A 24,293-nucleotide genomic window follows, 5' to 3' on the forward strand; every position below is an offset into this window, starting at 1 on the left:
TCTTAGTCTTTTGAAAGAAACAAAATCAAAAACAAAAAAGGCGGATCATCAAAAATGAGCCGCCTTTTTTACTGTAATTAAGGTTCCTATGAACCGATCGAATCATCAATTACAGGTTCGAATTACTTCTCTAATTTAGTGAAGTAATCGAAAACAACTGGTACATCGTGCTGACCTAAACCTGCATCAACTGCAGCTTGTAGACCTTTAGAAGTACCTTCAGCGATTAAAGATTCAGTGCCTAAGTCTTTAACCATTTCTAGGAAGTAACCTAAATCTTTGTTTGCATTCGCAATAGAGAAACCTAATTTCTCTTCGCCATCTACAGCGTAAGCTTTAGTGAACTGCATGAATGGTGAGTTAGATGGACCAGCAGACATGATGTCGAACAATTGTTGGCCATCAACACCAGCAGCTTTAGCAACAGCAAATGCTTGTGACATTGCAGTAACCGTCGTCATCCCCATGAAGTTGTTGATCAATTTAGTCGTGTGACCTGCACCCAACGCGCCAAGGTGGAAAACGTTCTCGCCTTGCTCGTCTAGTACTGGCTTAACTTTGTTAAACGTCTCAAGATCACCAGCCGCCATAATGTTTAACAAACCATCTTTAGCATGAGCAGGAGTACGACCCAAAGGCGCGTCGATCATGCCAACACCTTTAGCAGCAAGATCAGCACCAATTTTGCGAGTAGAAGCTGGGATAGAAGTACCGAAGTCGATTAAAACAGAACCTTCTTTCATACCAGCCATAACACCGTTGTCACCGTAAACAACAGCTTCAACAACATTTGAAGTAGTAAGAGCAAGCATTACGATGTCGCTTTTTTCAGCTAGCTCTTTACCTGTAGCGGCTTCAGTAGCATTACCACGAGCAAGAACTGCCGCAACAGCATCTTTATTAAGATCCATTACATTTACTTGAAAACCACGCGTCTGTAGGTTTTCAACCATGTTGCCGCCCATAAGGCCTAGACCGATAAAACCGATAACTGGCTTTGTCATAACTAACTCCTAGCTAAATTTATTGTGTGTGTAAGTTAATGGTGCGATAAATTAACCTAAATCTTATTGTATTACAATTTAAAAATATAAAGCCCACATATTACTTACTAAAAGATAATTTTTAAAAAAGCACAAAAATAGCAAGAAATAAGGATTGAAAACAATAAATTGTCAGTACAAAGCAATATGATAGGTGTATCTAGGAAATGATGCTTTATTTAGAGCAATGGAATGGTGTTAAAACAAGGAATATAAAAAGGTTTTGTATGATAAAAAAGCAATGAATCTACAAGGAGTTAGAGACTTAAACGGGTACTTTATTAAAAGATAAAAGATAAAAGATAAAAGATAAAAGATAAAAGATAAAAGATAAAAGATAAAAGATAAAACACAATAAATAGTAAAAACTATAGAATTGTTATTTTTAATCGATTTAACATTTTATATTTGTTGCTCTAATGTAAACCCATCACACAATAAACAGGTATAACACCATGAAGAAAATAATTCAAAAACTACAAAAAAAGTATGCACTAAAAAAAGTCCATAGAGAAAAAATTACTGCAGAGACAGTCTGTAATTACAGTAATAACTACTATGGCGATAGAAATTGTACAAAATAGACTACAGCCTTAGACCACACCTGATAAGAACAAATGTGAAAACACTGTCATTGAAGGGATGACGTTTTTTGAAATGTCATGGGGTAAATCAAAAAATCCTCGTTAACTTTTATTAACGAGGATGAGTTTTAATAGTCACAAGCTAGTTAGCTTAACATTTAGTCATTACGACTGAATGTAGACGACATGCGTACTGGTGTATTCATACAGACCATGCTTACCATCTGCACCACCAATACCTGATTTTTTAACACCAGCGTGGAAACCTTGCATCGCCTCAAAATTCTCGCGGTTTATATAAGTCTCACCAAAGTTTAGCTCTCGCATTGCTTGCATGGCTTTGGATAAATCACGAGTATAAATTGAAGACGTTAGACCATATTCACAATCATTGGCATGGGTTATAGCTTCATCAAGGCTTTCAACCACTTGGATAGGCAAAACCGGACCAAAGGTTTCTTTACGCATTATAGTCATCGACATATCACAATGACTCAAAACAGTAGGCTGGAAGAAATGCCCTTTACCAAGCTCAGCAACTTTACCGCCACACTCTAATTTAGCACCCTGTTTAATGGCTGTTTCAACACTTTGCGCTATTTTTTTCAGGCTGGTTTCATTAATGATAGGCCCCATCACAACATCTTTTGTCTGTAGTGGATCACCATAGGTCACCTGCTCCATTTGTTCAGTCATGCGTTTAATAAACTCATCTGCTATGCCACTTTGAACATATACGCGTTCTGTACAGTTACAGACCTGACCTGAGTTAATCACTCGAGAATCACAAATCGCTTTTACGGCTAAGTCTAAATCAGCGTCATCTAACACGATGGCAGGCGCTTTACCGCCAAGTTCTAGATTCACCTTAGTGATATTCTTAGCCGCTGCCGCCATGATTTTTTCACCTGTTGAGACACTTCCGGTAAAACTAATCATATCGACATTAGGCGACTCACTCAGCTGTGCCCCAACTTGTCCAGTACCACAAACAAGATTAAACACACCTTTAGGCAGAGATGTTTCCGCTAAAAGCTTAGTAAATTCATGACAATTATTCGGGGTTTCTTCACTCGGCTTAATAACAATAGTATTACCTGTTACTAACGCTGGCGCCATTTTTCGTGCAATCAAAAAGAATGGAAAATTCCACGGTAAAATACCAGCAACAACACCAACGGGTTTACGTAACAAAAATATATTTTCGTTCTCTCTATCGCTGGTGATAACTTCACCTTCAATACGTCTCGCCCATTCAGCCATGTAGTCTAAATAATCTGCGGTGAAATTCACCTCGACTTCTGCAAGAGGAAGCACTTTACCTTGCTCTTCAGAAATCACTTTTGCTAAACGAGGTACATGCTCGCGAATTTTAGCCGCTATTTCTTTTAAATAACCAGCTCGCTCTATAGCGGGTTTACGAGACCATGATAACTGTGCCTTACGGGCTGCATCGACAGCACTATCAACATCACTTTGTGAAGACGAAGGCGAATAGGATATCAAGGCCTCTGTAGAAGGGTTTCTCACTTCGATATGAACATCAGTATGACAAAACTCACCATTAATAAAATTTTGATGAGTAGGAACATTATTTTTTTTCATCTCTTCACCTTTTTTTGATTTTTAATAGGGTTTATACGATTACGACACTTAGAAGTTTAGAAAAAATTAAGCAGGATTTTTATCAGATATAAAACTTTCTTGCTTAATTAATAAACTTTAACACTATATAACAAGCAAAGCTAAACAAGACAAAATAGGCAAAAAAGCAGAATTTACGGAGTATCTATGAGCATTTCGAGTCTATTTTCACCAAAGTATTAACAAGCACCGTTGACGTGTAAAAGATCTCAATAAGTGATGTTAAAAATAATAATCTTTTCTACTCACAAGCGTGCTGACCTACATCAACTTGATAACAAGCAGTCTTAATTTATGGCAAGATGCTTGAGCGATAACCTTGCTGGACGGCTAAAGATACAGTTCAACAATGACGAAAAAGAATTAAACAATGTATTTATGAAATTATTAGGTCAAATCAAACCTATTAGCTATTTGAAAGCTCATACCGCTGAAGTCGTACGCAACCTGTCTACTCAAACTCAAAACGTTGTGGCCAAGGCGGTTACACAGTGATAGCAACACCTTCTTCGCTTTCAACCTCTTCAATAATTGCATCATCCATTGCGGTATAAGCAAAATAAGACCATATAAGTCCAATGAGTAGAAAACATAATAGCGGCTCTAATCATCTCCCTGTCATTGTATGTGATGAGAGATTAAATCAGCTTGCTCATCACTTATTAGCCCGTCCGAATGATCGACAAACCATTTCACAATGAGCTACTCGATGAGTGAAAGAACTTTTACGCGATTGGTTAAAAAAATATCGGTACAACGTTTGGTCATTGGAAACGCCAATTGCATCTTATTTTAGCATTACAAATGTTTAGTGAGAAAAAAACCAGTACAAATAATCGCAGATGAATTGGGTTATTTTTCATAAAGTATATGCATGAAAAAAACAACTTAAATGGGAGTTTCATGAGCTTCTTTGAGTAAATTTGTTAAGATAGTACAAACCTCTACTAACCAATTATTCATGGTGTTTACTAAGTTGTGTCCATTAATAACGCTTATATTAACGGTAAGTAAATAATTTTTAACGAAGCATTAACAGGCACAGAAAACGTGCAACCTATTCAATAGAGGGTTTTATGGTAGATAAAATAAGAATAGACATTGTGTCCGATGTGGTTTGCCCTTGGTGCATCATAGGTTACCGAAATTTAGAAAAAGCCATTGAAGAGCTTGGCATCCAAGACCAAGTAGAAATTGAATGGCAGCCGTTCGAGCTTAACCCAGACATGCATTCTGAAGGGGAAGTGTTAAGCGCTCACTCCGCTCGTAAATATGGATCAACACCAGAAAGCAGCGCGCAGTTCAGAATGGAAATGGCCGCTCGTGGTAAAGAAGTCGGTTTCAGTTTTGACTACTTCAAAGAAATGAAAATAGTGAATACACGTGATGCCCATGTATTACTGGAATATGCTAAAGAATGTAATTTACAAACCGAAATGAAATTACGCCTTTTCACCGCCTTCTTCACCGAACACAAAGACGTCTCTGCTCGTGAAGTCTTGATAAAAGAAGCAGAGACCGTTGGTTTAGATATAAACGAAGCCACAGCACGATTAGAAGACAAAAACTCAGCCAAACACATACAAGATATAGAAGCACAATGGCATCAAATGGGCATATCCTCCGTGCCAACCGTCGTGATTAATCGCTCAAACGGAATTGCCGGTGCGCATCCCGTAGAAGCCTTTAAACAACTGCTTCAATCGGCGCTAACAGATTAAGAGACACGTATTGTCTTGCAAAAAAAGCTGACGTTGGAAAACGTCAGCTTTTTTATTTGATAAATAAACAACCACAAGCCAATTAAAAGCTTTAAGATGCCTGTCCTAGTTACCACTGCCCTACCATCCATTACGCTACTGCCCCTTAACCTATTCTCCCTTACTAATTTCTAACGCGATTTCCCAGTTATGGATAAAGCGTTTTTGCTTTGCATAATCTCGTCCCACTAATAACTGTTGATCCAATTCAATCACACCAGTTGGTCCTGGGGCATCCACTACATAAGGATCATTTGGGTTATTTAAATCTGGTCGGATCGGGAATAATAACCCCTGATCTTGCATCATTTTTTGTGCTGTATCAGACAACAAAAAATCCATAAAAATACCAGCATCTTCTGGGTTCGGAGCGTTTTTCGGGATCAAGGCCGCGCGCATTAACATCAAGGTGTAATCTTTCGGCAAGATCATTTTCAGCCTATCATCATCACGGGCTCTTTGTGATGCGTAAGAACCAAGCAAGTTGTAACCTAATACCAGTTTTCCGCTGGCAACGTCGTCGATAATTTGATGAGTACAACAATAAGTTTGCACATCATGACTACCAAAGGCTTCTAACAATCGTCCCCATGTTGCATCAGCTTGGCGAGCATCTTGACTGGCCAATAAATAACCCACACCACTTTGGCGAATATCATAGGTGCCAATGCGCTTAGTTATATCGTCGCCGTTTTGTCGTATGGTCTGCAATAAAGACTGCCTGTCTTCTGGCAAATTCCCAGGAAACGCTTGTTTATTGACCAACATGACGATGGGTTCCAGCGAAAATGCAAACAATTGATTTCGCCATTTAAAATTGTCTGCCAGGCGATCAGTAAAACTAGATTGGTAGGTTTGTGCATAACCGTCATTGACCAATTTTAGATGTAAGTCCATTGCACTGCTGATCGTCAAGCTGGCAATTGGATGCGCTTTTTTATCAATACTTTGTTGTTCAACCGCTTGTTGCTCAATCGTAAGGAAATACAAATCAAGGGTATTAACATCTCGGTACGCGATTCGAACATCAGGGTGAAGTGCGGCAAAGGTATTTAAGATAGGTTCAAACGAGGCCAAATCTAAGGCAGAGTTAATATACAAAATCCGTGATGCATTTTTATTGCCAAACCACACTGGCTCTTGGGCCCAAAGCTTGGTACAAAATACACTCATCATCAGCACTATCAATACAGCCCCTGTTTTAAAGCTAAGTGACTTTAGACTAAACAGTTTTAAAGTGAAGTGCTTCATACTAAACCTTCTTTATATTTGTATTTGGCAAAATCCACCTGAAATGTGGTGCCTTTTGGTTCTGTGTCGAGTATGACAATTCGAGCACCATGATGGTCGATAATATCTTTTACCATGGCAAGTCCTACACCACTTCCTGCGATATCGTAACGGCCTCGGTAAAAACGTTCGAAGACACGCCCTTTTTCTACATCAGGAATACCACCGCCATAGTCGATCACTTTAATACGATAAAACGTTTCAAATTCGCTCACTTGCACAATCACTTCAGTAGCGTGTTCAATGTCTACACCACTATAACGGACGGCGTTTTCAATAAGATTTTGCATCATTTGTTGAATTGCGAAACTATCACCCAAGATCAAAGTTTGCTTTAAATCACACTCTAACGAGAGATGAACGCCTTGATGCAAGGCCGTTAGCGCTTGCTCTCTACAGGAAGCAGTAATAGGTTCTAGCAAATCGATTGATTCCAAACGGTGAGTTTGCAAACGATGGGAAACAACCGCTTGATTCAATAACAATGTGACGGTTTGGCTCAAACCATCACATTGTTTAATAATATTATCTAACGCTTGATACTGTTTTTCTGGCGAGCTTTTTGATTCTCCCTTACTCAAAGGGAGACTGTTTGAAGGCTGGCTACCTAAAGAGTTTTTGTCGGCAAAAATATCATCTCGGGCGTTTTCTGCCAAAGCGCGCAAACTTGCTAACGGTGTACGTAATTGATGTGCAGCATCTGCGGTGTAATTTTCAAGCTGCTCTAAGTTCTTTTGAAGTCGCACCATGAAATGGTTAATAGCGACTTTAAGATGATGCGTTTCTTTCGGTGTGTTGATGTCAATTGGGGTTAAATCGCCCATGGCGCGTTCTTCTAACGCCCCTTCAATCCGATGTAATGGACGAAGCACAAGATGACTACCAATGATGATAAGCGTGATGGCAACTAAGGCAATAAACAATACAAATTGGATCGCTTTCTGTGTAATTGCAGAGGCCATTTCTTCTCGAGAAAGACGTGTTTGTCCTAGTACAATTCGAACTGTTTGCGCCGTTTCAGGATCCGTAAGATGACGTTCAACCCAAGCAAAACGTACCATCTCACCTGAATACTCTTGGTTATAGAATTGTACCTGATCCAATACTGGCGGCTTTGGCGGGAGGCTATTTAAATCTTGATAGCCGGTGATAAAACCCTTTTCTAAACTTTCTACCTTGTAAAACACACGGTCTTCATCAGCTTGTGCCAAGGTGGCAAACGCTGACCAAGGAATATCGATACTGACTTCATTTCGAATTAATCCGATATTTTCATCCATTTGCAGCAAGGCACTGCGCAGTAATCTATCATAGGATAAATCCGCCAATTTTTGGCTGTAGTCAAATATCAAATTCACAGCAAGGGCCGCAATCACACCAATGACTAATGTGCCGGTTAAAATAAAACGAAAGCGCAGTGACGGTGCTTTTTTTAACGCTTTCTTTTCTTCTTCCTCATTAATGTTTAGTGATTTCTGCCACATAGCCAATTCCCCTCAAGGTACTGATCACTAAATCCCCTTGGATCATCTTTTTACGTAATCGCCCCACATAAAGTTCAATCGCGTTAGGGCCAGGTGTCTCGTTAAAATTAAACAAATGATCGGTAATTTCGTCTTTGCTTAACACTCGGCCAAGGTGCCCAAGAAAAATTTCTAACAAGCGGAACTCTCGATTGGTAATAGCAGTAAGTTCACCATCAATAAAGACTTGTCGGCTGTCTCGATTAACTAAAATATTGCCATGTTCTGTGGTGTTTGCTGCGTAGCCTTGTTTGCGACGTAATAATGCTCGACAACGGGCTTCAAGCTCGCCAAAGTCAAACGGTTTGGTAAGGTAGTCGTCTGCGCCTGCGTCAAGGAGCCGAATGCGGTCTTCAATATTATCCCGTGCCGTTAGGATTAATACTGGCGTGTCATCGTCACGCTGACGAAGCTTTTGCAGTAACTGCAATCCTGATAAACCGGGCAGATTTAAATCCAATAAAATCAAGTCGACTGGTTGATATTTAAGTAATTCATCGGCTCGCTTACCATCTGCGATCAAATCTACGCCATGCCCTAAACTTGTTAATCGGTCACAGATCGCTTGCCCTAAAACTTGAGTGTCTTCTACTACCAAAATTCGCATATTAGATCAGCCATATTATGATTAGAAATCTTCACACAACAGCGTTATTTACTAAGGCGTTAAGCAAAGACCTCGATTAATTATTATTTTTAATAAGCTATTTGGTTCTACTATAAACGAAAAAATTCGAACCGCCTAAACGGTTCGAATTTATAATCAAATAAACCTAGAAAGTATTAATCTTCTTTCGTAGCGGCCTTCGATTTAGACATTTTCGCACGTACGATTGGGCCAACAATGATAGGTAATACAAGACCTAAAATTGCGACAGTCCAAAGTCCCATACTCAAACCACTGTTAAACAGTGCCGTCCAATCACCATCGGAAAGTACAAGAGCATGACGAAGGCTTTTCTCCATCTCAGGCCCAAGCAACATACCTAAAATAATAGGAACTAATGGAATATCAACTTTACGGAAGATGTAACCCAATACCCCAAACCCCACCATGAAGTACAAATCCAGAGCACTGTGGCTAACGGAATAAATACCAACCGATGCAATCAAGGTGACAACTGGCATCAAATATTTAGGTGGAATGCTTAGCAATCTAACAAAGATGCCAACCATTGGAATATTTAGTAGCAACAACACAAGGTTACCAACAAACATCGCGGCGATAACACCCCAAACTAGGTCAGCATTTTGTTGGAACAACATAGGACCAGGTGAGATATTCAAAGAGATCAACATCGCCAACAATACAGCCGTTGTACCACTTCCAGGTACACCCAAAGTCAACATAGGAACCAAAGCACCGGATGCCGCGCCATTATTACCTGCTTCTGGAGCCGCCACACCACGAGCATCACCTTTACCAAATGTGCCGTCTTTGTCGGATACACGTTTTTCCAATGTGTAACTGATAAAGCTACCCAAAGAAGCGCCTGCGCCTGGAAGAACACCTGCAACAAAACCTAATACCGCACCCCGGAAAGAAGCAGGCAGGACTTTGATAATGTCTTTTGGAGACAGTTTTAGTTTATTGATTGCTACTTGTTTTAAACCATCACCCGCGTGACGTTCTAAGAAAAACAACAATTCACTGATGGCGAATAAACCAACAATAGCGATAATGAAATCAACCCCTTCAAACAACTCAAGCGTGTTAAAGGTAAAACGTTGCACACCGGTTGAAATATCAATGCCCACACTGGCGATCATCAAACCAATCGCTGCGGCCATTAATGTTTTAAACTGGTTTTTTCCGGTAATGCCACCCAGTGTTGCGAAAGCAAGGGCGAACAAGGCGAAGTATTCTGCAGGGCCAAACTTCAAAGCGAACTTCGCTAAGATCGGCGCCAGAATAACCAAACCAATCGTCGCAATAAAACTGCCGATAAAAGAGGCAATTGCGGAAATCGCTAATGCTTCAGCCGCCTTGCCTTTTAGTGCCATCGGATAACCGTCTAAACAGGTCATCATGGCAGGCTCATCACCCGGTATATTCAATAGAATAGAAGAAATACGACCGCCGTACATGGCACCTGCGTAAACAGATGTTAATAAAATCAATGACGATGTTGGCGATAAACCCAAGCTGAATGCAAGAGGAATCAAAATAGCCACACCATTGGCAGGGCCAAGACCCGGCAAGGCGCCAATCAAGGTACCCAAAATGGCACCGATCACCGCGAACATAATGCTTTCAGGAGTTAATGCAACGGCAAAACCGTTCATTAATAAGCTCATAGTATCCATATTAAAACTCCAATAGACCTAGAGGCAGTGCTAATTCAAGCACATTATTGAATAGGAAAAAGATGATGATAGAGCTTGTCACACCAGTGATAAAACTCTTAGCAATACTTGCACCCATACGCCAACTTAAGAAACTCACAACCAGTGCAGCAGCAGGCATGAAACCAATTGGTTCAATCGCCCACGCAAAAGCAAGCATGGCAAGAACGACAACACTAAGTTCAATTAGCATCGCCACTGGCGCCCATTTCTCATCTGGATCAGGGCGAACAATCATGTAAATAGAACTAATGCCTAAAATGATAGATAGCATGATAGGAAAAGTTTCAGGTCCAACACTTTCGTGTCCACCAAAAGGAATGGGGAACTGGGTTGCTTCCCAGCCGTATGCAACGGCAAGAATCAACATCAGCATGCCAAACACACGATCATTTATACGCATGTCTTTGCTCCAAATAAGTAAATCGTAGGGATGAAAAGAAAGAAAACGGGAGGGGTTGCCCCCTCCAACAAATAGCGGTCCGATGTAACTAAGACATTATCCAGCTAATACGTTATTAAATTAAGCCATTACTTAATTAAACCGATGTCTTGAGAAAGAGTACGGATTTCTAGTGTTTGATTTTTTACGAATTGAGTAAAATCAGCACCAGATTTGTGGAATGGGATAAGACCATTTTTAGTCATAACATCTTTCCATTCTTGAGTTTCGTACAACTCATCAACTGTGTTTACCCACCAATCGTAGGAATCTGCACTCGCATCGCCTGGTACGTAAAATCCACGCCAGTTAGGTGCGATAGAGTCAATTCCCTGCTCCATAGCCGTTGGAATAGCATCAAACGGTGCTGGTAAACGTTGCTCAGAAAGTACGGCTAGAACACGTAAATCGCCAGAGTCCATGAAACCTTTAACTTCAGAAATATCGCCAGTGAAAGCATCTACGTGACCACCAACAACTTGAACCAATGCTTCAGAACCACCGCTGAATGCTAAGTAACGAACTTGAGGCAGTTTTTCTACGTTGGCTTTTTGTGCTGTCATCAAAACTTTCAAATGATCCCAGCCACCAGAAGCACTACCACCAGCAAATTTCACAGAGCTTGGGTCTTTCTTCAAGGCTTCCATTACTTGAGTAAGAGAGGTGTATTTTGAATCTTTGCCTACTGCGATGATGCCGTAGTCTGCGCCCAATGTGCCAACCCATTTCACTTGGTCTGCATTCATTCCTGGGAATTGGCCTTGAGCAAGGCGAGTTGTTGTCGCTGTACTAGCGGCAACAATTAGGTTGTCGTCTTTAGCACGTTTACTGATTGTGTGAGCGAAAGCAACACCACCACCAGCACCGGACATATTCACGGTTTGAACGTTACCTTTAATATAATCTAGATCTACTAATACTTTACCTACACTACGGCAAGTAAAATCCCATCCACCACCTGGGTTTGCTGGAGCAATACATTCTGCACTGCGAGCTGGTTCGTAGGCGTAAGCCTGTCCAGCAATAGTTAGCGCTGCTGCGCTAGAAATAAGAACAGTCTTTAAAGAAAAGGTATTAAGCATGGTTATCTCCTGCTTGTTATTTTTTTTGTAAGATAATCAGATTACGAAAATGAGGATTTCAGTAATACAAGATTACATAAACCATAACCCTCAAACCTGTCACCACCCTGTCATGGGGCATTTTTTCTTACTTAATCATGACAAAACCCTTTTATGCACCATTTTAAAGCAAAAAAAATGCCTTCCACCCTATTAAAGGAGGAAGGCATTCCGATTTAACTCTGTCTCAAATAACGTTTGAAAGTTCGTTATGCAACTTGATACAAGGTACGTGGCACCTTTTGTAAGTAGGATTCCATTTCTGCCATACCGTTAGGTTGATCAACTTTTATACCTAAATCGCGCATTGTACTGCCAAAAGCGTGCAAAGTACGGAACAAATTATGTTCGCGGCACTGTTCACCCATTTGACCAATACGAACAATTGGCTGACCGAATGAACCGGCAATTTCTACTCGATACACATCAGAAATGTGACGGCAAATTTGCCCTGCGGTTAAACCTTCAGGAATATTAATACCAACAACGGAATTCAAACGAGCTTCAGTTGGAATAAAGAGCTCCAACCCCATACCTTCAATACCGGATTGAAGGGCTTTCGAACAACGTAAATGACGAGCAAAACGGTTCTCTAGGGTTTCATCACACACTAATTTCAAGGCTTCATGCAACGCCATAATGCCAGAAACAGGTGCGGTATAATGGTAACCATCTTTATGCCAGAAATTCTCTGCCAATTGGATATCAAAACACCATTGTGCAGGTGGCTTTTCACGGTCTTTTGCGGCTGCCCATGCTTCATTTGAGAAGGCCAAAAGAGAGACACCAGGAATAGAAGATAAACCTTTCTGACCACCTGTAATCACAACGTCTACTTGCCATTCATCCATTTTCAACGGCATGGTGCTTAATGTACAAACTGCATCAACAACCACTAAACAGCCATAAGATTTAGCAATTTTAGTGATCTCTTGAAGGCTATGATTAAACACTGTGTTAGAGGTTTCACCTTGCACCATGGTTAATACTTTAGGACGAGTTTCTTCAATGGCTTTTCGAACTCGTTCTGGATCAGCCGCTTCAAGAACACCCACATGCAATTCATGTACTTCAGCACCAACACGCAATGCCATTTCCGCCATACGATGGCTAAAGAAACCATTGTTGATACATAAAATACGTTCACCTGGCTGCATCAAGTTTGCTACGGCCATTTCCATCGCGGCCGAGGCCGGACCGGCAACGCCAATCACCCATTTAGATTCCGTCTGAAAAACATAGCGCGCCATGGCTTTTACTTGACCAATTACTTCGGCCATTACGCTACCAAGATGGTTAATAACAACCGAGTTGGCTTTGGCGACACGTTCTGGGATAGGGACAGGGCCCGCGCCCATCATCAACAAAGGTTCGTGAGGAAGGATTTCATCTAAAGTTTTCACCTGGGGACGAGGAATACCCATTGGCGATGAAGCAGTCATTTTATGCAGCCTTATTAGCAAGGATTGAAGAAAACATTTCAACTATGAAAAACAGCTATCAATCTTTTTTCAGCAGACTCTTTATAGTAGAAAATGTCGTTTTTTAGATTTTAACGAAATAATATTTTGAAATAGTACAATATTCTTATCAAGAATAAGAGACAGTAAAGCGAAAATAGTGTAATTAACCATAAGCTTTCCTTTTCACCTTAGATCTGACTCGTTTGACTATTAACATGCAGTACTTTTTACTCTGCGCGATCTTGTAAAACTATGCGATAATGCGCGAAACCACCCTATTCAGGATCTTTTTATGATTACTTGCGGTATCGACATCAAAGGCAGCGAAGTCATTCTTTGTCTTTTGTCTAAAGAAGACGGACTTTTTCAGATAGCAGAATGTCGTCAAATACGACACACATTAAGCAACTCAAACGACACAGACAGCGTGCGTAAATTTCAATTTATGCTTAAAAAGCTGTTCGAAGATTATAAAGTGCAGAAAGCCGTTATTCGTGAACGCCTAACCAAGGGTAAGTTTGCAGGCAGTTCTGTCGGTTTTAAAATTGAAGCAGTAATCCAATTAATCGATACGGTTGAAGTTGTTCTTTTCAATAGCACCAAAATCAAAGATATCATTCAACGTAATCCAATGCCGATTCCATTTAAAGCCACAGGTTTAAAAGCATTCCAAGAAGGCGCTTTCACAGTTGCTTATGCGGCGTTGTCTGAACATGTTGTTGAAGAGTAAGCTCTAACTCTTTACTTAAGAACAATATAAAAAACGGAGTCAGTATTAACTGACTCCGTTTTTTATTGTGTTTTATCTGAGCGCATAAACATTAGACAACACAGTTCAGCTTATTTTCCTTGCTCATCAAGGAAACGAATGACTCGCTCCTCTATAAAATACGTTGGCTTTAAAGGAGTACCACCAACAAAACCCACATGCCCGCCATATTGCTGAATACTAAATTCTACACATGATGGCATACCATCATTTTTTGCGTTTTGCTGTATTCCCTCGATAGAACCAAGCACCCTATTTGGTAATACCACTGGCGTCATAAAAGGATCGTCCAGTGCGTGAATAATAAGTGTTTTGGTTCTAATAGTCGGAAGGAATTGCTGGGCACTATTTTGTTCGTAATAGTCTTCCGCGTCTTTAAAGCCATTGATTTTCGACGTATAAACATCATCAAACTCACGAACGGTTTTAATGTTTTTCACTTGAGATAAAGACTTCCCCAAAAGTGATTCCATATCATGTTGTTGATATTTCTCTAGCAGCTTTTGTTTTAAAGGCTTCAATAAATATTGCTGATAAACACGCGCTGTGCCTTTGGTGATTGTCTCTGCGCTATTCGATAACAACATCGGTGCGCTGATGGCTACAGCGCCTTTTAACAAACTCTTTTCGCCAGACTCCCCTAACAGTTTCAACAACATGTTCCCGCCGAGAGAGTACCCAACCGCATACAGAGATGATTCAGGAAACGATTCTTCAAGATGAGCAAACCACGCATTTGCATCGGCCGTGTCACCACTGTGATAAGAGCGTGGCAAACGATTATTTTTACCGGAACAACCGCGAAAATGCATCAGCACACAAGCATAACCGTTCGCCTGCAATGCCTGCATCATTCCTTGAATATAAGGCGATTCATAAGAGCCTTCTAAGCCATGAAATAAGACAACAATCGGCGTTTTGTCTCCTTGTTTAGGTTTATCTAACCAGAAACACTCAACAAAATCCCCATCGCTGAGTTCAAACATTTCACGCTCGATGTCCAGAGAAATAGGCTTTCTAAAAAACGTCGCATACATGGTTTGAACATGTTTATTTCGTAATAAAAAATGAGGTTTAAATGTATCCAACCTTATCCCATCCATTTACTTCGCCTGCTCAAACTGTAACTCACACAAGCGCTGATAAAGTGGTGAACTAATCAACAAAGACTGATGCGTACCCGTATCAACTATTTGCCCTTTGTCCATCACGACAATCTTATCGGCATGAATCACAGTGGCAAGTCGATGGGCAATAATAATCGTCGTACGATTCACCATTAATTTATTGAGCGCTTCTTGCACATAGGCTTCACTCTGCGCATCCAGTGCACTGGTAGCTTCATCTAATAACAAAACATCTGGATCTTTCAAAATAGCGCGGGCAATCGCGATGCGTTGTTTTTGGCCGCCTGATAATCGCACGCCTTGTTCGCCTAAAAAGCTCTCGTAGCCTTCTGGTAATTGTTCAATAAACTCATGGGCATTGGCGCGTTTCGCTGCATCGATAATTTCGTCTTTTGACGCCTGAGGTTTACCGTAACCAATGTTGCGCATCACATTCGTGCTAAACAACACAGGTTGCTGTGGCACCATGCCCATCACGTCACGCAGTTCAGAGAGTGACAATTGCTCAAGAGATATGTCATTGAGCGTGATATTGCCTTTCTGTGGATCATAAAAACGCTGCAACATTTCAAACATAGTTGTTTTACCAGCCCCCGAAGGCCCAACTAAGGCAACCGTTTGTCCATGCTCAATAGTGACGTTTATATTTCTGAGAGCCGCCACATCAGGGCGAGAAGGATAATAGAAATCAAGGTTATGAAAACCAATCGCTACCCCGTTTTTACGATCATCATTCTTATGCGGAAGAGGTAACGGATTGATAGGCGAGGTAATCGCGCTTTCAATGTCTAACAACTCCAACAAACGCGTGGCAGAACCCGCTGCGCGCTGTAATTCGCCATACACTTCGGCTACCGTTGCCATCGACATGGCAACCATGATGGCGTAAAAAATAAAGGCACCGAGTTCACCACCCGTCATTTTCCCAGCAATCACGTCCGTACCGCCAACCCATAACATCACACTGATCGCAGCAAAGGTTAATAAAATCACTGCCGCAAACAAAAACGAGCGTTGTTTAATACGCTTCTTCGCCACATCGAAGGCTTTTTCTACTTCTTGACCAAAGGCGGCTTGTTCAAGAGTTTCATGGTTATAGCTCTGTACAACTTTGATATTTTGAATAATCTCGCCGGCGTAAGTACCAATATCAGCAATCGCATCTTGGCTACTGGACGCCAAACGCCTGACGCGGCGTCCGAAAATCACCATAGGAATTAACACAAGCGGAACGCAAATCACCACAATCATAGAGAGCTTTAGATTGGTGATAAACAACATAGCCAGACCGCCCAGCAACATAAAAAATGAACGTAGCGCCATAGAAAAAGACGAGCCAATAATGGACTGCAACAAGGCGGTATCTGTGGTCAATCGAGACATCAACTCACCACTGCGATTCTCTTCAAAATAACTCGGATGCAAACGAACAATCTGGTTAAACACCGCGGTTCGAATATCCGCACTCACCCGCTCGCCAAGCCAAGACATAAGATAGAAGCGAAAAAAAGTCCCGAATGCCAACAAAGAGATCATCGCAATCAATATTAAAATGGTGCTCGTCAGCTGATCGACAGAACCAGAAATAAAGCCGCTATCAATCACCATCTTCACCCCCTGCCCCAGCGATAAACTCACCCCAGCAGTGAACATGAGGAAAAACAACGCCAACGCCACCGTTCCTCGATAGGGTTTAATAAAGGTAAAAATAGGGAATAAACTTTGGTATGCGCTTGTCGGTGTTTTGGATTCTGAGGAATGTGGCAAAGAAAAGGCCTTTTACGTGGAATAGATTGAAGTAGGCTACATTGTATCAAGAAAGAAAAGAAGAAATAGCAAGTGTAGACCTCTCATGCAAAGATCTCTTTTAGTACCCCATTATTTTTAGACTTATGTACGGCATAATAATGAAGATAGAGATCAGCGTTTTATAATTCGCTAAATAATTAAAATAAATAATTGATAACTCACTTTTTTGAATACCAAACATCTTACTATGTGTCGAAGTGATCAACGACCTCATAGAAACCAGTGCGATGCTCGCGAAAAGCAACACGCCAATGTTCAAAAGTGACGCCCATCCTAGTAACTCTGTTAATTGTGAAAGTGTTATCATCGTTGGGCTCCTTATTGTTGATTGAAATACACTTTAGCCCATCACCGTAACAGCCCATAATGTTTCTCGTGCTAATCACTTAAGTCATGACTTATGACTGGGTTTTAAGAAAGTGAGCTTGGTAATCCAAAATCAAATCTATGGCACTTCAGACTGAAATCCTGGTATTTAATAACGCCCTCAGCCATTAAAAAATCAGTTTGAAAGGTAAATCCCCGAAACCCCATATAAATGTACCTGTCATTAATAAAATACCTTCGTGCTTCATGGTTTTCTTTTCTAATCCATTTTTGATTTCGTCTTCTAATTCTTCCGCATTTTTTTTCCAAATTTTAACTTTCTTTTCTTCAAGGTGTTTATGTTCATGCTTAATATCTGCGTATAAATTCGGAGCCTGACGCTTGAGCGTTATGTGATCATATTGATGTTCATAAAACTCTAAAATAGTGTACAAGATACCCATAACGACAATCATAGAACCGCATCTTGCCAACCAATCCGTGTCATTCAGGAACTCAATGTAAGACAGAAACGTTCCTAAAAGCACCAAAATAACAGCTGAACCGTAAGTGATAAAAATATTCATGCAGTAATAGGATCCTCTGTGTAACGTCGCTAGAACAGGAAAGTTTATGATTGATTTATTGCATTCTAGAGTAGCGCCAAACCACAAAACGAGCAACGGGAAAGCGCTCACGGTTATTACCTGAATTTAAGCCTACTAAAAACCTTCCTGAGGATATTGCCTAAAGACACAGCGTTAATACGGTTGAGCAACCTTTGAGCGTCAACAGGATAGGTTGAGAATTTCGTTTGTATTTCAGATTTCATCGGATCTCCAGTGTAAAGTGATCTTGAAACAGTAAACCAACGTATCATAAATAGAAGATTACCAATCAACAGCAGAGAGACACCACATGCCCACTCAACACTTTGACCTTCAAAGCCTAAACGAAATGACATCACGTTATCGTGCGCAACTCATTAACAGCTTATCCGGTTTTAAAAGTGCGAATTTAATAGGCACTTGCAACGCTCAAGGACAAACAAATCTAGCCATCTTTAGTTCGATATTTCATTTAGGCGCGTCACCCGCATTAGTTGGTTTCATTATGAGACCTGACTCAGTTTCTCGCCATACGTTGGAAAATATAAAACTCACAGGCCAATACACGATCAACCAAGTCAGTGAGGATTTTTGGCGCAAGGCACACCAAACGTCAGCCCGTTATGACGGAGATGAAAGTGAGTTTGAACACGTTGGGTTAACGCCAGAGTTTATTGATGATGTCACCGCACCATTTGTTAAAGAAAGCCGTATAAAATACGCATTAACCGTAAAAGAAATCACGCCAATTAAACTCAATAATACCTTATTAGTTATTGGTGAAATCACCCATATCATTTGTGAATCGTCTGCTATTAAAAGTGACGGCTACATTGATATTGAATCAGCCAATACAGTCGCAATATCTGGCTTAGACAGTTACCACTCAACCACCAGACTTTCACGTATTAGCTACGCCAAGCCTCATAAAGAAGCGCTCGATATTCCATTACATGGCCCAATTGAGTAAGTTGTAAATGAAGTATGGGCAAAAGCTTAAAGATCGCGAAATATACATTACGGAATTACTGGGTTTTAAAGGTCCTATTAACGCCAAAGCCATCTTTCGTCTCCTCCCCCTTGCAGAGAGACCAAATCCATTACATGAGATAAAGCAAAGCCGATGAACAAGATAGAACGACTATCTAAAAAATTAATATTGAGTGAATGGGTTTGGTGATCGTTGAGTTAGGTCGTTGGTGATGAGATTTTGATGCCCTGAAGGGCGACCTACAAGGACTCATTGAAGTGTCTTTTTTGATGCGTTACAAATATAACGCACCAAAAAAGCGCAATTAGTGAACTTTCTTTTTACCTAAGATGACGAGTAATACGCCACCTAATACGCCGCAAGTGGCGATTATTAAATGTAAAGTTATGGCTTCACTGGCAAATATGACACCGCCGATGGTGGCGATTATTGGGACAAGTAATTGTAGAACTGCCGCCATGGAAGCACTAATAGAAGGCAGTACCGCGTACCAAAGTGCGTAGCCAATTCCTGACATTAAGGCACCGGAAACAACGGCGAAAAGAATTCCATCAAAAGTGCCTCCACTGATTTGGTATTCACCATTTAATCCAATGATGATTAAGGTCACTAATAGGATGGGCAAAGTACGTATAAAATTGGAGGTGGTGGCGAACAAGGGCTTCGAGGAAATTTTCCCGCGCCATGTGTACAAACCCCATGCGATACCTGCAAATGTCATCAGGATAAAACCGATCAATGACGGTGATGACAACGTTGGAAACACAAGGTAAACAAAGCTGGCGAAGGCAAGGGTTAAGCCGAGCCATTCTAAGGCGCGCAGTTTTTGTCCTGTTGAAACCGCCATAAGTATGAGTGTCAGTTGCACCGCGCCAAATAAGATCAAGGCGCCAATGCCAGTTTCTAAGGTAACGTAGGCGTACGAAAAACCAATGGCATAAATAAACAGCGAAATAGCTGATAACCAGCTACCTTCTGACCAGACTGTTTTTAATGAGGTGTCTTGTTGTTTCAGAGATTTTAAAAGACATAATAAAATCAAGGTTGCCGCACCGCTAGCTAAACGCCATAGGGTAAAGTTTGCAGGGTCGATCAGTCCGCCATCCAATGCAACACGACATAAAACAGAATTAGCAGCAAAGGCCAATAAAGAAACAGCGATTAAGACACACAAACGTAGCGAACTTGTCATCAATTTGTTTAAAAGCTCAATTAACCTTGAGCTGTTACCTCGGTAATCCAAAAAAGCCAGTTTCGGGCACTGGCACCAGATTTGCAAGTCTATTACTAACGCAGATTAATAACATTTTGATCTGCCTATATACGGAACCTACATGACAAGTCTTTTAGTGTTTTCAGATTTAGATGGTACGTTACTCGACCATCATACTTATAGCTTTGACGCTGCGCGTTCGGCATTGCAGTCATTGAAAACGTTTTCTATTCCTTGTGTGATCAATACAAGTAAAACGTTTAAAGAGCTTATTATCCTTCGAGATGAGCTTGGCCACCAAGATCCTTTCATAGTGGAAAACGGTTCTGCTGTTTATATTCCAAAACATTTATCTCTTTTTATCGATGAGCCTTTAGAAGATTGTGGCGACTATTGGTTAAAAGCCTTCGGCCCTACTCGTAAAACACTCATTGAGCTAACCAACGACCAAACTGAGAAATATACCTTCAAACGTTTTAGTGACATGTCTTATCAAGACTTGATGTCTATCACAGGATTGGGTGAAGAAAATGCCAAGCTGGCTATGCAACGTGAGTTCACCGAGCCTATGCTATGGAATGATTCGAACCTTGCGTTAAATGCGCTTCGTCAACACCTCGATCAGTTTGATGTTCAAATTCAAAAAGGCGGTCGTTTTTCTCATTTAATGGGTAAACACTGCGATAAAGCCAACGCTATGCTGTGGCTAACAGATGTTTACGAAAGCCAAGCAGATGAAAAAATCACCACCATGGCACTAGGCGATGGCGAAAATGACATAGGCATGTTGAGCAAAGCGGATATTCCCGTTGTGATTCGCTCTCCCGTTCATGCGCCACCAGAAGTACCAAATCGAAGCGACGCTTGGTTAACTGATGCTTATGGTCCTGAAGGTTGGGCTCAGGCGATTAATTTAGTACTCAGTAAACAAGGGATTAGTTAACACGTACATTTAAATACTTAAGAAACACAAAATATAAAAAATAATGACACCACAACATTAGGAGAATTTTATGGGTGACTTTCATCAAAACGGTATCATCACCACACTTCATAATTTGGCGCATCGCCCGTTAGAAGAAATGGAAAAAGAGCTGTGCGAATTTGCTAAAACCCGCCCAATGTCTTTGATTCTCCCTTGTCTGTATTCTGAATTAGAAACAGACGCAATGCCGAATATTCTGAAACATCTGCAAGAGGTTCCTTATCTATCTGAAATCATCATTGGTTTGGATAGAGCAACGGAAGATCAATACAAACACGCGCTAGAGTTCTTTAGTGTTTTGCCACAAAACTACAAGGTGCTGTGGAATGATGGCCCGCGTTTAAGAGCCATCGACAGTGTTTTGAAAGGCGAGCATTTGTCGCCATCTGATCCGGGTAAAGGTCGTAATGTTTGGTTTTGTATGGGTTACAACTTAGCCGCAGGCAAAGCAGAATCCATCGCAATGCATGACTGCGACATAGTGACCTATGATCGTGAACTATTGGCACGTCTTATTTATCCAGTTGCTAATCCAAACTTTAACTACGAATTCTGTAAGGGTTTCTATGCCCGTGCTGCCAATGGCAAAATGAATGGACGCGTCAGCCGTTTACTAGTGACGCCGCTGTTGTATTCATTGAAAAAAGTCTTCGGTCAGTTAGATTATTTAGACTATCTGGACAGCTACCGTTATCCATTAGCTGGTGAGTTTTCTTTCCGCCGCGATGTAATGACGGATTTGCGCATTCCCAGCGATTGGGGCTTAGAGATTGGCGTATTGAGTGAAATGTACCGTAACTTTTCTACCAACCGTTTATGTCAGGTGGATATTGCGGACATTTACGATCACAAGCACCAAGATTTATCCGCTGACAATGATGATGGTGGTTTATCTAAGATGTCGATTGATATCACTAAGGCAATCTTTAGAAAGCTGGCGACAAATGGCACCATCTTTAATCACGAAACCTTCCGTACAATTAAAGCGACCTATTACCGCGTCGCGTTAGATTTCATAGAAACCTATCGTAACGATGCCGAAATCAATGGCCTTAAACTGGATGTTCACTCTGAAGAACAAGCGGTAGAGTTGTTTGCTAGTAACATCATGAAAGCGGGTGAACAGTATTTAGATAACCCAATGGAAACACCTTTCATCCCTAGCTGGAACCGCGTACAAAGCGCATTTCCAGGTGTAATGTCACAGCTGTCAGAGGCCGTCGAATTGGATATGGCAGAATTTGGGCCTAAATGAAAAGTCGGGCCTAAATAAAAAGTCGGGCTTAAAAAAATCAGGCCTAAATAAAATCTGGGGCTAAAAAATAGTAGCGCCTAAATAAACAGTTCGGGGTGCAATAAACCGAGCTCTAAAAATCGATAAGCAACGACCTGTTAATTGAGCTAAATATGGATTCGTTGCTTTCACTCACTCATTAAATAAGAAAGGTAGGTGAATATGGAAAATGTACCTTTGTCGCACCTGGAACAGCGACTCATCGCCCATTTGCAATTGCTTTATCCCGACCTAGATAATGTGGAACTCGCTAAGAAATGCTTAGCTACCTTTCATTTAGACCCGATGACAGAGACGCCCCGCCCCCATAGAAATATATGGGATCAGTCTGACATCATGCTAATCACTTATGCAGATACTTTGCGTCGCGAAGGCGAAGCGCCTTTAGAAACCTTGCATAAATTCGTTAAAAACAAATTATCCGACTCGATTTCTGCCGTGCATTTATTGCCGTTTTTCCCCTACAGTTCAGACGATGGTTTTAGCGTCATGGATTACACCACGGTCAATCCATCTTGCGGTAAATGGGATCATGTCTCTGCTTTATCAAAAGACTTTAAAGTCATGGGTGATCTGGTTATTAACCATTGTTCAAGCCGAAGCATGTGGTTTGAGAATTTCAAAGCCGGTGTTGATCCAGGTGCGTCTTTCTTTTACGAAGCCGATCCAAACGCAGATTTAAGTGCTGTGGTTCGCCCAAGAACATCGCCATTGTTACGAGAAGTACAGACAAAAAACGGTGAAAAACACGTCTGGTGCACCTTTAGCCACGACCAAATAGATTTGAACTTCGAGAATCCGAATGTTCTTTTAGAGTTCTTACGCATTATTCGATTGTATCTTGAAAAAGGCATTCGCTGGTTTCGTTTAGACGCCGTGGCGTTCCTTTGGAAAATTCCGGGAACCACTTCGATCAACTTGCCGCAAACTCATGAAATGATTCGCTTGTTACGACTCATGATTGAGCATTACGCGCCAGACGCTGTGATCATCACAGAAACCAACATTCCGAACCAAGAAAATTTAACCTATTTCGGTAATGCCAACGAAGCCCATTTAATTTACAACTTCTCTTTACCGCCTTTGTTAATTAATAGCTTGGTAACAGGCAATTGCAGCCATTTGAAACAATGGTTAATGAGCATGCCACCCGCTCAACAAGGCACCACTTACTTAAACTTTTTGGCTTCTCACGACGGTATTGGTTTACGCCCTACTGAAGGCTTACTGTCTGAATGGGAATTGGAAACGCTCATCAATACGATGAAACGTTTTGGGGGTAAGCTTAGCGCTCGTACTACGCCACAAGGTGAATCCAAGCCTTATGAAATTAACATTAGTCTTTGGAACGCTTTGTCTGGTTCAGCTCAACAGGGTCCTGATCAATGGCAGTTTGCCCGCTTCCTTTGTGCTACTGGCGTGATGATGGCGCTAGAAGGCGTTCCAGCCTTATATATTCATAGTTTGTTTGGAACAGAGAACGACATGGAGCGTGTTTCAAACACCGGACATTTCCGTTCAATCAACCGCCACATTTGGGATATGGAAGACTTGGATCATGCGTTGAATACCAATACGCATCATCAAAAGGTCTTTCAAAGTGTGACGAAACTTACTCAGATTCGCCGAGCACAACCCGCTTTCCATCCAAATGCGACACAATATATTTTGCACATGGGCGAAAACCTGTTTGCCTTCTGGCGTCAGAGTTTAGATAGAAGGCAAAGTTTGTTCGCGGTCTACAATATGACCGATCAACCACAGAGTTTTAACCTTTCAGAACTGAATTTAATTGCAACAGACGTGTGGATGGATCTTGTAACAGAACAAATCTATGAAGATCACCTAGGCAAGGTTACTTTAATGCCCTATCAGTTCGTTTGGCTGGCGAATAAAAAAGGCAAGATCAAAATCAATTAATCTGATCTAAAAACAAAAAACGCGCTTAGAATCTAAATACTAAGCGCGTTTTTTA

Annotated in this window: 21 protein-coding genes; 7 read left to right on the forward strand and 14 right to left on the reverse strand. The window is 41.1% G+C overall.

Features of this window, described 5'->3' with window-relative positions:
• Positions 1–122 precede the first annotated feature (122 nt).
• Together MUS1_RS04520 and aldA are read right to left on the reverse strand one after the other, a co-directional pair.
• Complete coding sequence (locus MUS1_RS04520; RefSeq protein ID WP_036159606.1) at positions 123–1,004, reverse strand: NAD(P)-dependent oxidoreductase; 882 nt, start codon at positions 1,002–1,004, stop codon at positions 123–125.
• Positions 1,005–1,792: 788 nt separating this feature from the next.
• Positions 1,793–3,232, reverse strand: a complete 1,440-nt coding sequence (aldA, locus tag MUS1_RS04525; protein WP_036159608.1) for an aldehyde dehydrogenase — start codon at positions 3,230–3,232, stop codon at positions 1,793–1,795.
• 345 nt (positions 3,233–3,577) lie between these two features.
• Here aldA and MUS1_RS16220 point away from each other — a divergent pair, with 345 nt between their 5' ends.
• Together MUS1_RS16220 and MUS1_RS04535 are read left to right on the forward strand one after the other, a co-directional pair.
• The gene (locus MUS1_RS16220; protein WP_245595744.1) at positions 3,578–3,766 is read left to right on the forward strand and encodes a hypothetical protein; all 189 of its coding nucleotides are present in this window, start codon (positions 3,578–3,580) and stop codon (positions 3,764–3,766) included.
• A gap of 581 nt (positions 3,767–4,347) precedes the next feature.
• Entirely contained in the window at positions 4,348–4,992 is a 645-nt protein-coding gene (locus tag MUS1_RS04535) for a DsbA family oxidoreductase (RefSeq protein ID WP_036159610.1), read from the forward strand.
• A 150-nt stretch (positions 4,993–5,142) separates the two neighbouring features.
• On the opposite strand, the gene MUS1_RS04540 is transcribed toward MUS1_RS04535, so the two are convergent.
• From MUS1_RS04540 to MUS1_RS04570, 7 genes are all read right to left on the reverse strand, one after another.
• Entirely contained in the window at positions 5,143–6,282 is a 1,140-nt protein-coding gene (locus MUS1_RS04540; protein WP_245595745.1) for an ABC transporter substrate-binding protein, read from the reverse strand.
• Positions 6,279–7,805, reverse strand: a complete 1,527-nt coding sequence (locus MUS1_RS04545) for a sensor histidine kinase (RefSeq protein WP_036159612.1) — start codon at positions 7,803–7,805, stop codon at positions 6,279–6,281. The genes MUS1_RS04540 and MUS1_RS04545 overlap by 4 nt, the downstream gene beginning before the upstream one ends.
• Positions 7,780–8,451: a response regulator transcription factor gene (locus tag MUS1_RS04550; protein WP_036159613.1), complete on the reverse strand. Its 672-nt coding sequence runs from the start codon at positions 8,449–8,451 to the stop codon at positions 7,780–7,782. Before MUS1_RS04550 ends, MUS1_RS04545 begins: the two co-directional genes overlap by 26 nt.
• Before the next feature lie 176 nt (positions 8,452–8,627).
• Entirely contained in the window at positions 8,628–10,151 is a 1,524-nt protein-coding gene (locus MUS1_RS04555; RefSeq protein ID WP_036159615.1) for a tripartite tricarboxylate transporter permease, read from the reverse strand.
• Position 10,152: 1 nt separating this feature from the next.
• Complete coding sequence (locus MUS1_RS04560; protein ID WP_036159617.1) at positions 10,153–10,593, reverse strand: tripartite tricarboxylate transporter TctB family protein; 441 nt, start codon at positions 10,591–10,593, stop codon at positions 10,153–10,155.
• A gap of 128 nt (positions 10,594–10,721) precedes the next feature.
• Positions 10,722–11,714, reverse strand: coding sequence for a Bug family tripartite tricarboxylate transporter substrate binding protein (locus MUS1_RS04565; RefSeq protein ID WP_036159619.1), 993 nt, complete (start codon positions 11,712–11,714; stop codon positions 10,722–10,724).
• Positions 11,715–11,962: 248 nt separating this feature from the next.
• Positions 11,963–13,195, reverse strand: coding sequence for a pyridoxal-phosphate-dependent aminotransferase family protein (locus MUS1_RS04570; RefSeq protein WP_036159621.1), 1,233 nt, complete (start codon positions 13,193–13,195; stop codon positions 11,963–11,965).
• Positions 13,196–13,508: 313 nt separating this feature from the next.
• Here MUS1_RS04570 and MUS1_RS04575 point away from each other — a divergent pair, with 313 nt between their 5' ends.
• Positions 13,509–13,946, forward strand: a complete 438-nt coding sequence (locus MUS1_RS04575) for a DUF3010 family protein (protein WP_036159623.1) — start codon at positions 13,509–13,511, stop codon at positions 13,944–13,946.
• 110 nt (positions 13,947–14,056) lie between these two features.
• Here the strand turns inward: MUS1_RS04575 and MUS1_RS04580 are convergent, their stop codons facing one another.
• From MUS1_RS04580 to MUS1_RS04595, 4 genes are all read right to left on the reverse strand, one after another.
• Positions 14,057–15,073, reverse strand: coding sequence for a hydrolase (locus MUS1_RS04580; protein WP_245595746.1), 1,017 nt, complete (start codon positions 15,071–15,073; stop codon positions 14,057–14,059).
• A gap of 15 nt (positions 15,074–15,088) precedes the next feature.
• Positions 15,089–16,879 (reverse strand): ABC transporter transmembrane domain-containing protein, encoded by a 1,791-nt coding sequence (locus MUS1_RS04585; protein ID WP_036159627.1) that lies wholly within the window; start codon positions 16,877–16,879, stop codon positions 15,089–15,091.
• A 100-nt stretch (positions 16,880–16,979) separates the two neighbouring features.
• On the reverse strand, positions 16,980–17,228 hold the full coding sequence (locus tag MUS1_RS16360; RefSeq protein ID WP_036159630.1) for a DUF6868 family protein: 249 nt from the start codon (positions 17,226–17,228) through the stop codon (positions 16,980–16,982).
• A gap of 187 nt (positions 17,229–17,415) precedes the next feature.
• Entirely contained in the window at positions 17,416–17,814 is a 399-nt protein-coding gene (locus tag MUS1_RS04595; RefSeq protein ID WP_036159634.1) for a hypothetical protein, read from the reverse strand.
• Between the two features lie 331 nt (positions 17,815–18,145).
• Here MUS1_RS04595 and MUS1_RS04600 point away from each other — a divergent pair, with 331 nt between their 5' ends.
• Complete coding sequence (locus tag MUS1_RS04600) at positions 18,146–18,805, forward strand: flavin reductase family protein (protein ID WP_036159636.1); 660 nt, start codon at positions 18,146–18,148, stop codon at positions 18,803–18,805.
• A gap of 325 nt (positions 18,806–19,130) precedes the next feature.
• Here the strand turns inward: MUS1_RS04600 and MUS1_RS04605 are convergent, their stop codons facing one another.
• The gene (locus MUS1_RS04605; RefSeq protein ID WP_051436103.1) at positions 19,131–20,018 is read right to left on the reverse strand and encodes a DMT family transporter; all 888 of its coding nucleotides are present in this window, start codon (positions 20,016–20,018) and stop codon (positions 19,131–19,133) included.
• Positions 20,019–20,160: 142 nt separating this feature from the next.
• Between MUS1_RS04605 and MUS1_RS04610 the strand changes: the two genes are divergently transcribed.
• From MUS1_RS04610 to MUS1_RS04620, 3 genes are all read left to right on the forward strand, one after another.
• Positions 20,161–20,982 (forward strand): HAD-IIB family hydrolase, encoded by an 822-nt coding sequence (locus tag MUS1_RS04610; RefSeq protein WP_036159638.1) that lies wholly within the window; start codon positions 20,161–20,163, stop codon positions 20,980–20,982.
• Positions 20,983–21,052: 70 nt separating this feature from the next.
• Complete coding sequence (locus MUS1_RS04615; RefSeq protein WP_036159640.1) at positions 21,053–22,279, forward strand: glycosyltransferase family protein; 1,227 nt, start codon at positions 21,053–21,055, stop codon at positions 22,277–22,279.
• Positions 22,280–22,480: 201 nt separating this feature from the next.
• On the forward strand, positions 22,481–24,238 hold the full coding sequence (locus MUS1_RS04620; protein WP_036159642.1) for an alpha-amylase family glycosyl hydrolase: 1,758 nt from the start codon (positions 22,481–22,483) through the stop codon (positions 24,236–24,238).
• The last annotated feature ends 55 nt before the right edge of the window (positions 24,239–24,293 follow it).

The organism is Marinomonas ushuaiensis DSM 15871 (genome assembly GCF_000521805.1).
GTDB classification, from domain to species: Bacteria; Pseudomonadota; Gammaproteobacteria; order Pseudomonadales; family Marinomonadaceae; genus Marinomonas; species Marinomonas ushuaiensis.

Excerpts from the sequence above, each read along its gene's own strand:
- MUS1_RS04520 (WP_036159606.1), bottom strand. The coding sequence starts at position 1,004 with ATGACAAAGCCAGTTATCGGTTTTATCGGTCTAGGCCTTATGGGCGGC.
- aldA (WP_036159608.1), bottom strand. The coding sequence starts at position 3,232 with ATGAAAAAAAATAATGTTCCTACTCATCAAAATTTTATTAATGGTGAG.
- MUS1_RS04535 (WP_036159610.1), top strand. The coding sequence starts at position 4,348 with ATGGTAGATAAAATAAGAATAGACATTGTGTCCGATGTGGTTTGCCCT.
- MUS1_RS04540 (WP_245595745.1), bottom strand. The coding sequence starts at position 6,282 with ATGAAGCACTTCACTTTAAAACTGTTTAGTCTAAAGTCACTTAGCTTT.
- MUS1_RS04545 (WP_036159612.1), bottom strand. The coding sequence starts at position 7,805 with ATGTGGCAGAAATCACTAAACATTAATGAGGAAGAAGAAAAGAAAGCG.
- MUS1_RS04550 (WP_036159613.1), bottom strand. The coding sequence starts at position 8,451 with ATGCGAATTTTGGTAGTAGAAGACACTCAAGTTTTAGGGCAAGCGATC.
- MUS1_RS04555 (WP_036159615.1), bottom strand. The coding sequence starts at position 10,151 with ATGGATACTATGAGCTTATTAATGAACGGTTTTGCCGTTGCATTAACT.
- MUS1_RS04560 (WP_036159617.1), bottom strand. The coding sequence starts at position 10,593 with ATGCGTATAAATGATCGTGTGTTTGGCATGCTGATGTTGATTCTTGCC.
- MUS1_RS04565 (WP_036159619.1), bottom strand. The coding sequence starts at position 11,714 with ATGCTTAATACCTTTTCTTTAAAGACTGTTCTTATTTCTAGCGCAGCA.
- MUS1_RS04570 (WP_036159621.1), bottom strand. The coding sequence starts at position 13,195 with ATGACTGCTTCATCGCCAATGGGTATTCCTCGTCCCCAGGTGAAAACT.
- MUS1_RS04575 (WP_036159623.1), top strand. The coding sequence starts at position 13,509 with ATGATTACTTGCGGTATCGACATCAAAGGCAGCGAAGTCATTCTTTGT.
- MUS1_RS16360 (WP_036159630.1), bottom strand. The coding sequence starts at position 17,228 with ATGATAACACTTTCACAATTAACAGAGTTACTAGGATGGGCGTCACTT.
- MUS1_RS04595 (WP_036159634.1), bottom strand. The coding sequence starts at position 17,814 with ATGAATATTTTTATCACTTACGGTTCAGCTGTTATTTTGGTGCTTTTA.
- MUS1_RS04600 (WP_036159636.1), top strand. The coding sequence starts at position 18,146 with ATGCCCACTCAACACTTTGACCTTCAAAGCCTAAACGAAATGACATCA.
- MUS1_RS04605 (WP_051436103.1), bottom strand. The coding sequence starts at position 20,018 with ATGACAAGTTCGCTACGTTTGTGTGTCTTAATCGCTGTTTCTTTATTG.
- MUS1_RS04610 (WP_036159638.1), top strand. The coding sequence starts at position 20,161 with ATGACAAGTCTTTTAGTGTTTTCAGATTTAGATGGTACGTTACTCGAC.
- MUS1_RS04615 (WP_036159640.1), top strand. The coding sequence starts at position 21,053 with ATGGGTGACTTTCATCAAAACGGTATCATCACCACACTTCATAATTTG.
- MUS1_RS04620 (WP_036159642.1), top strand. The coding sequence starts at position 22,481 with ATGGAAAATGTACCTTTGTCGCACCTGGAACAGCGACTCATCGCCCAT.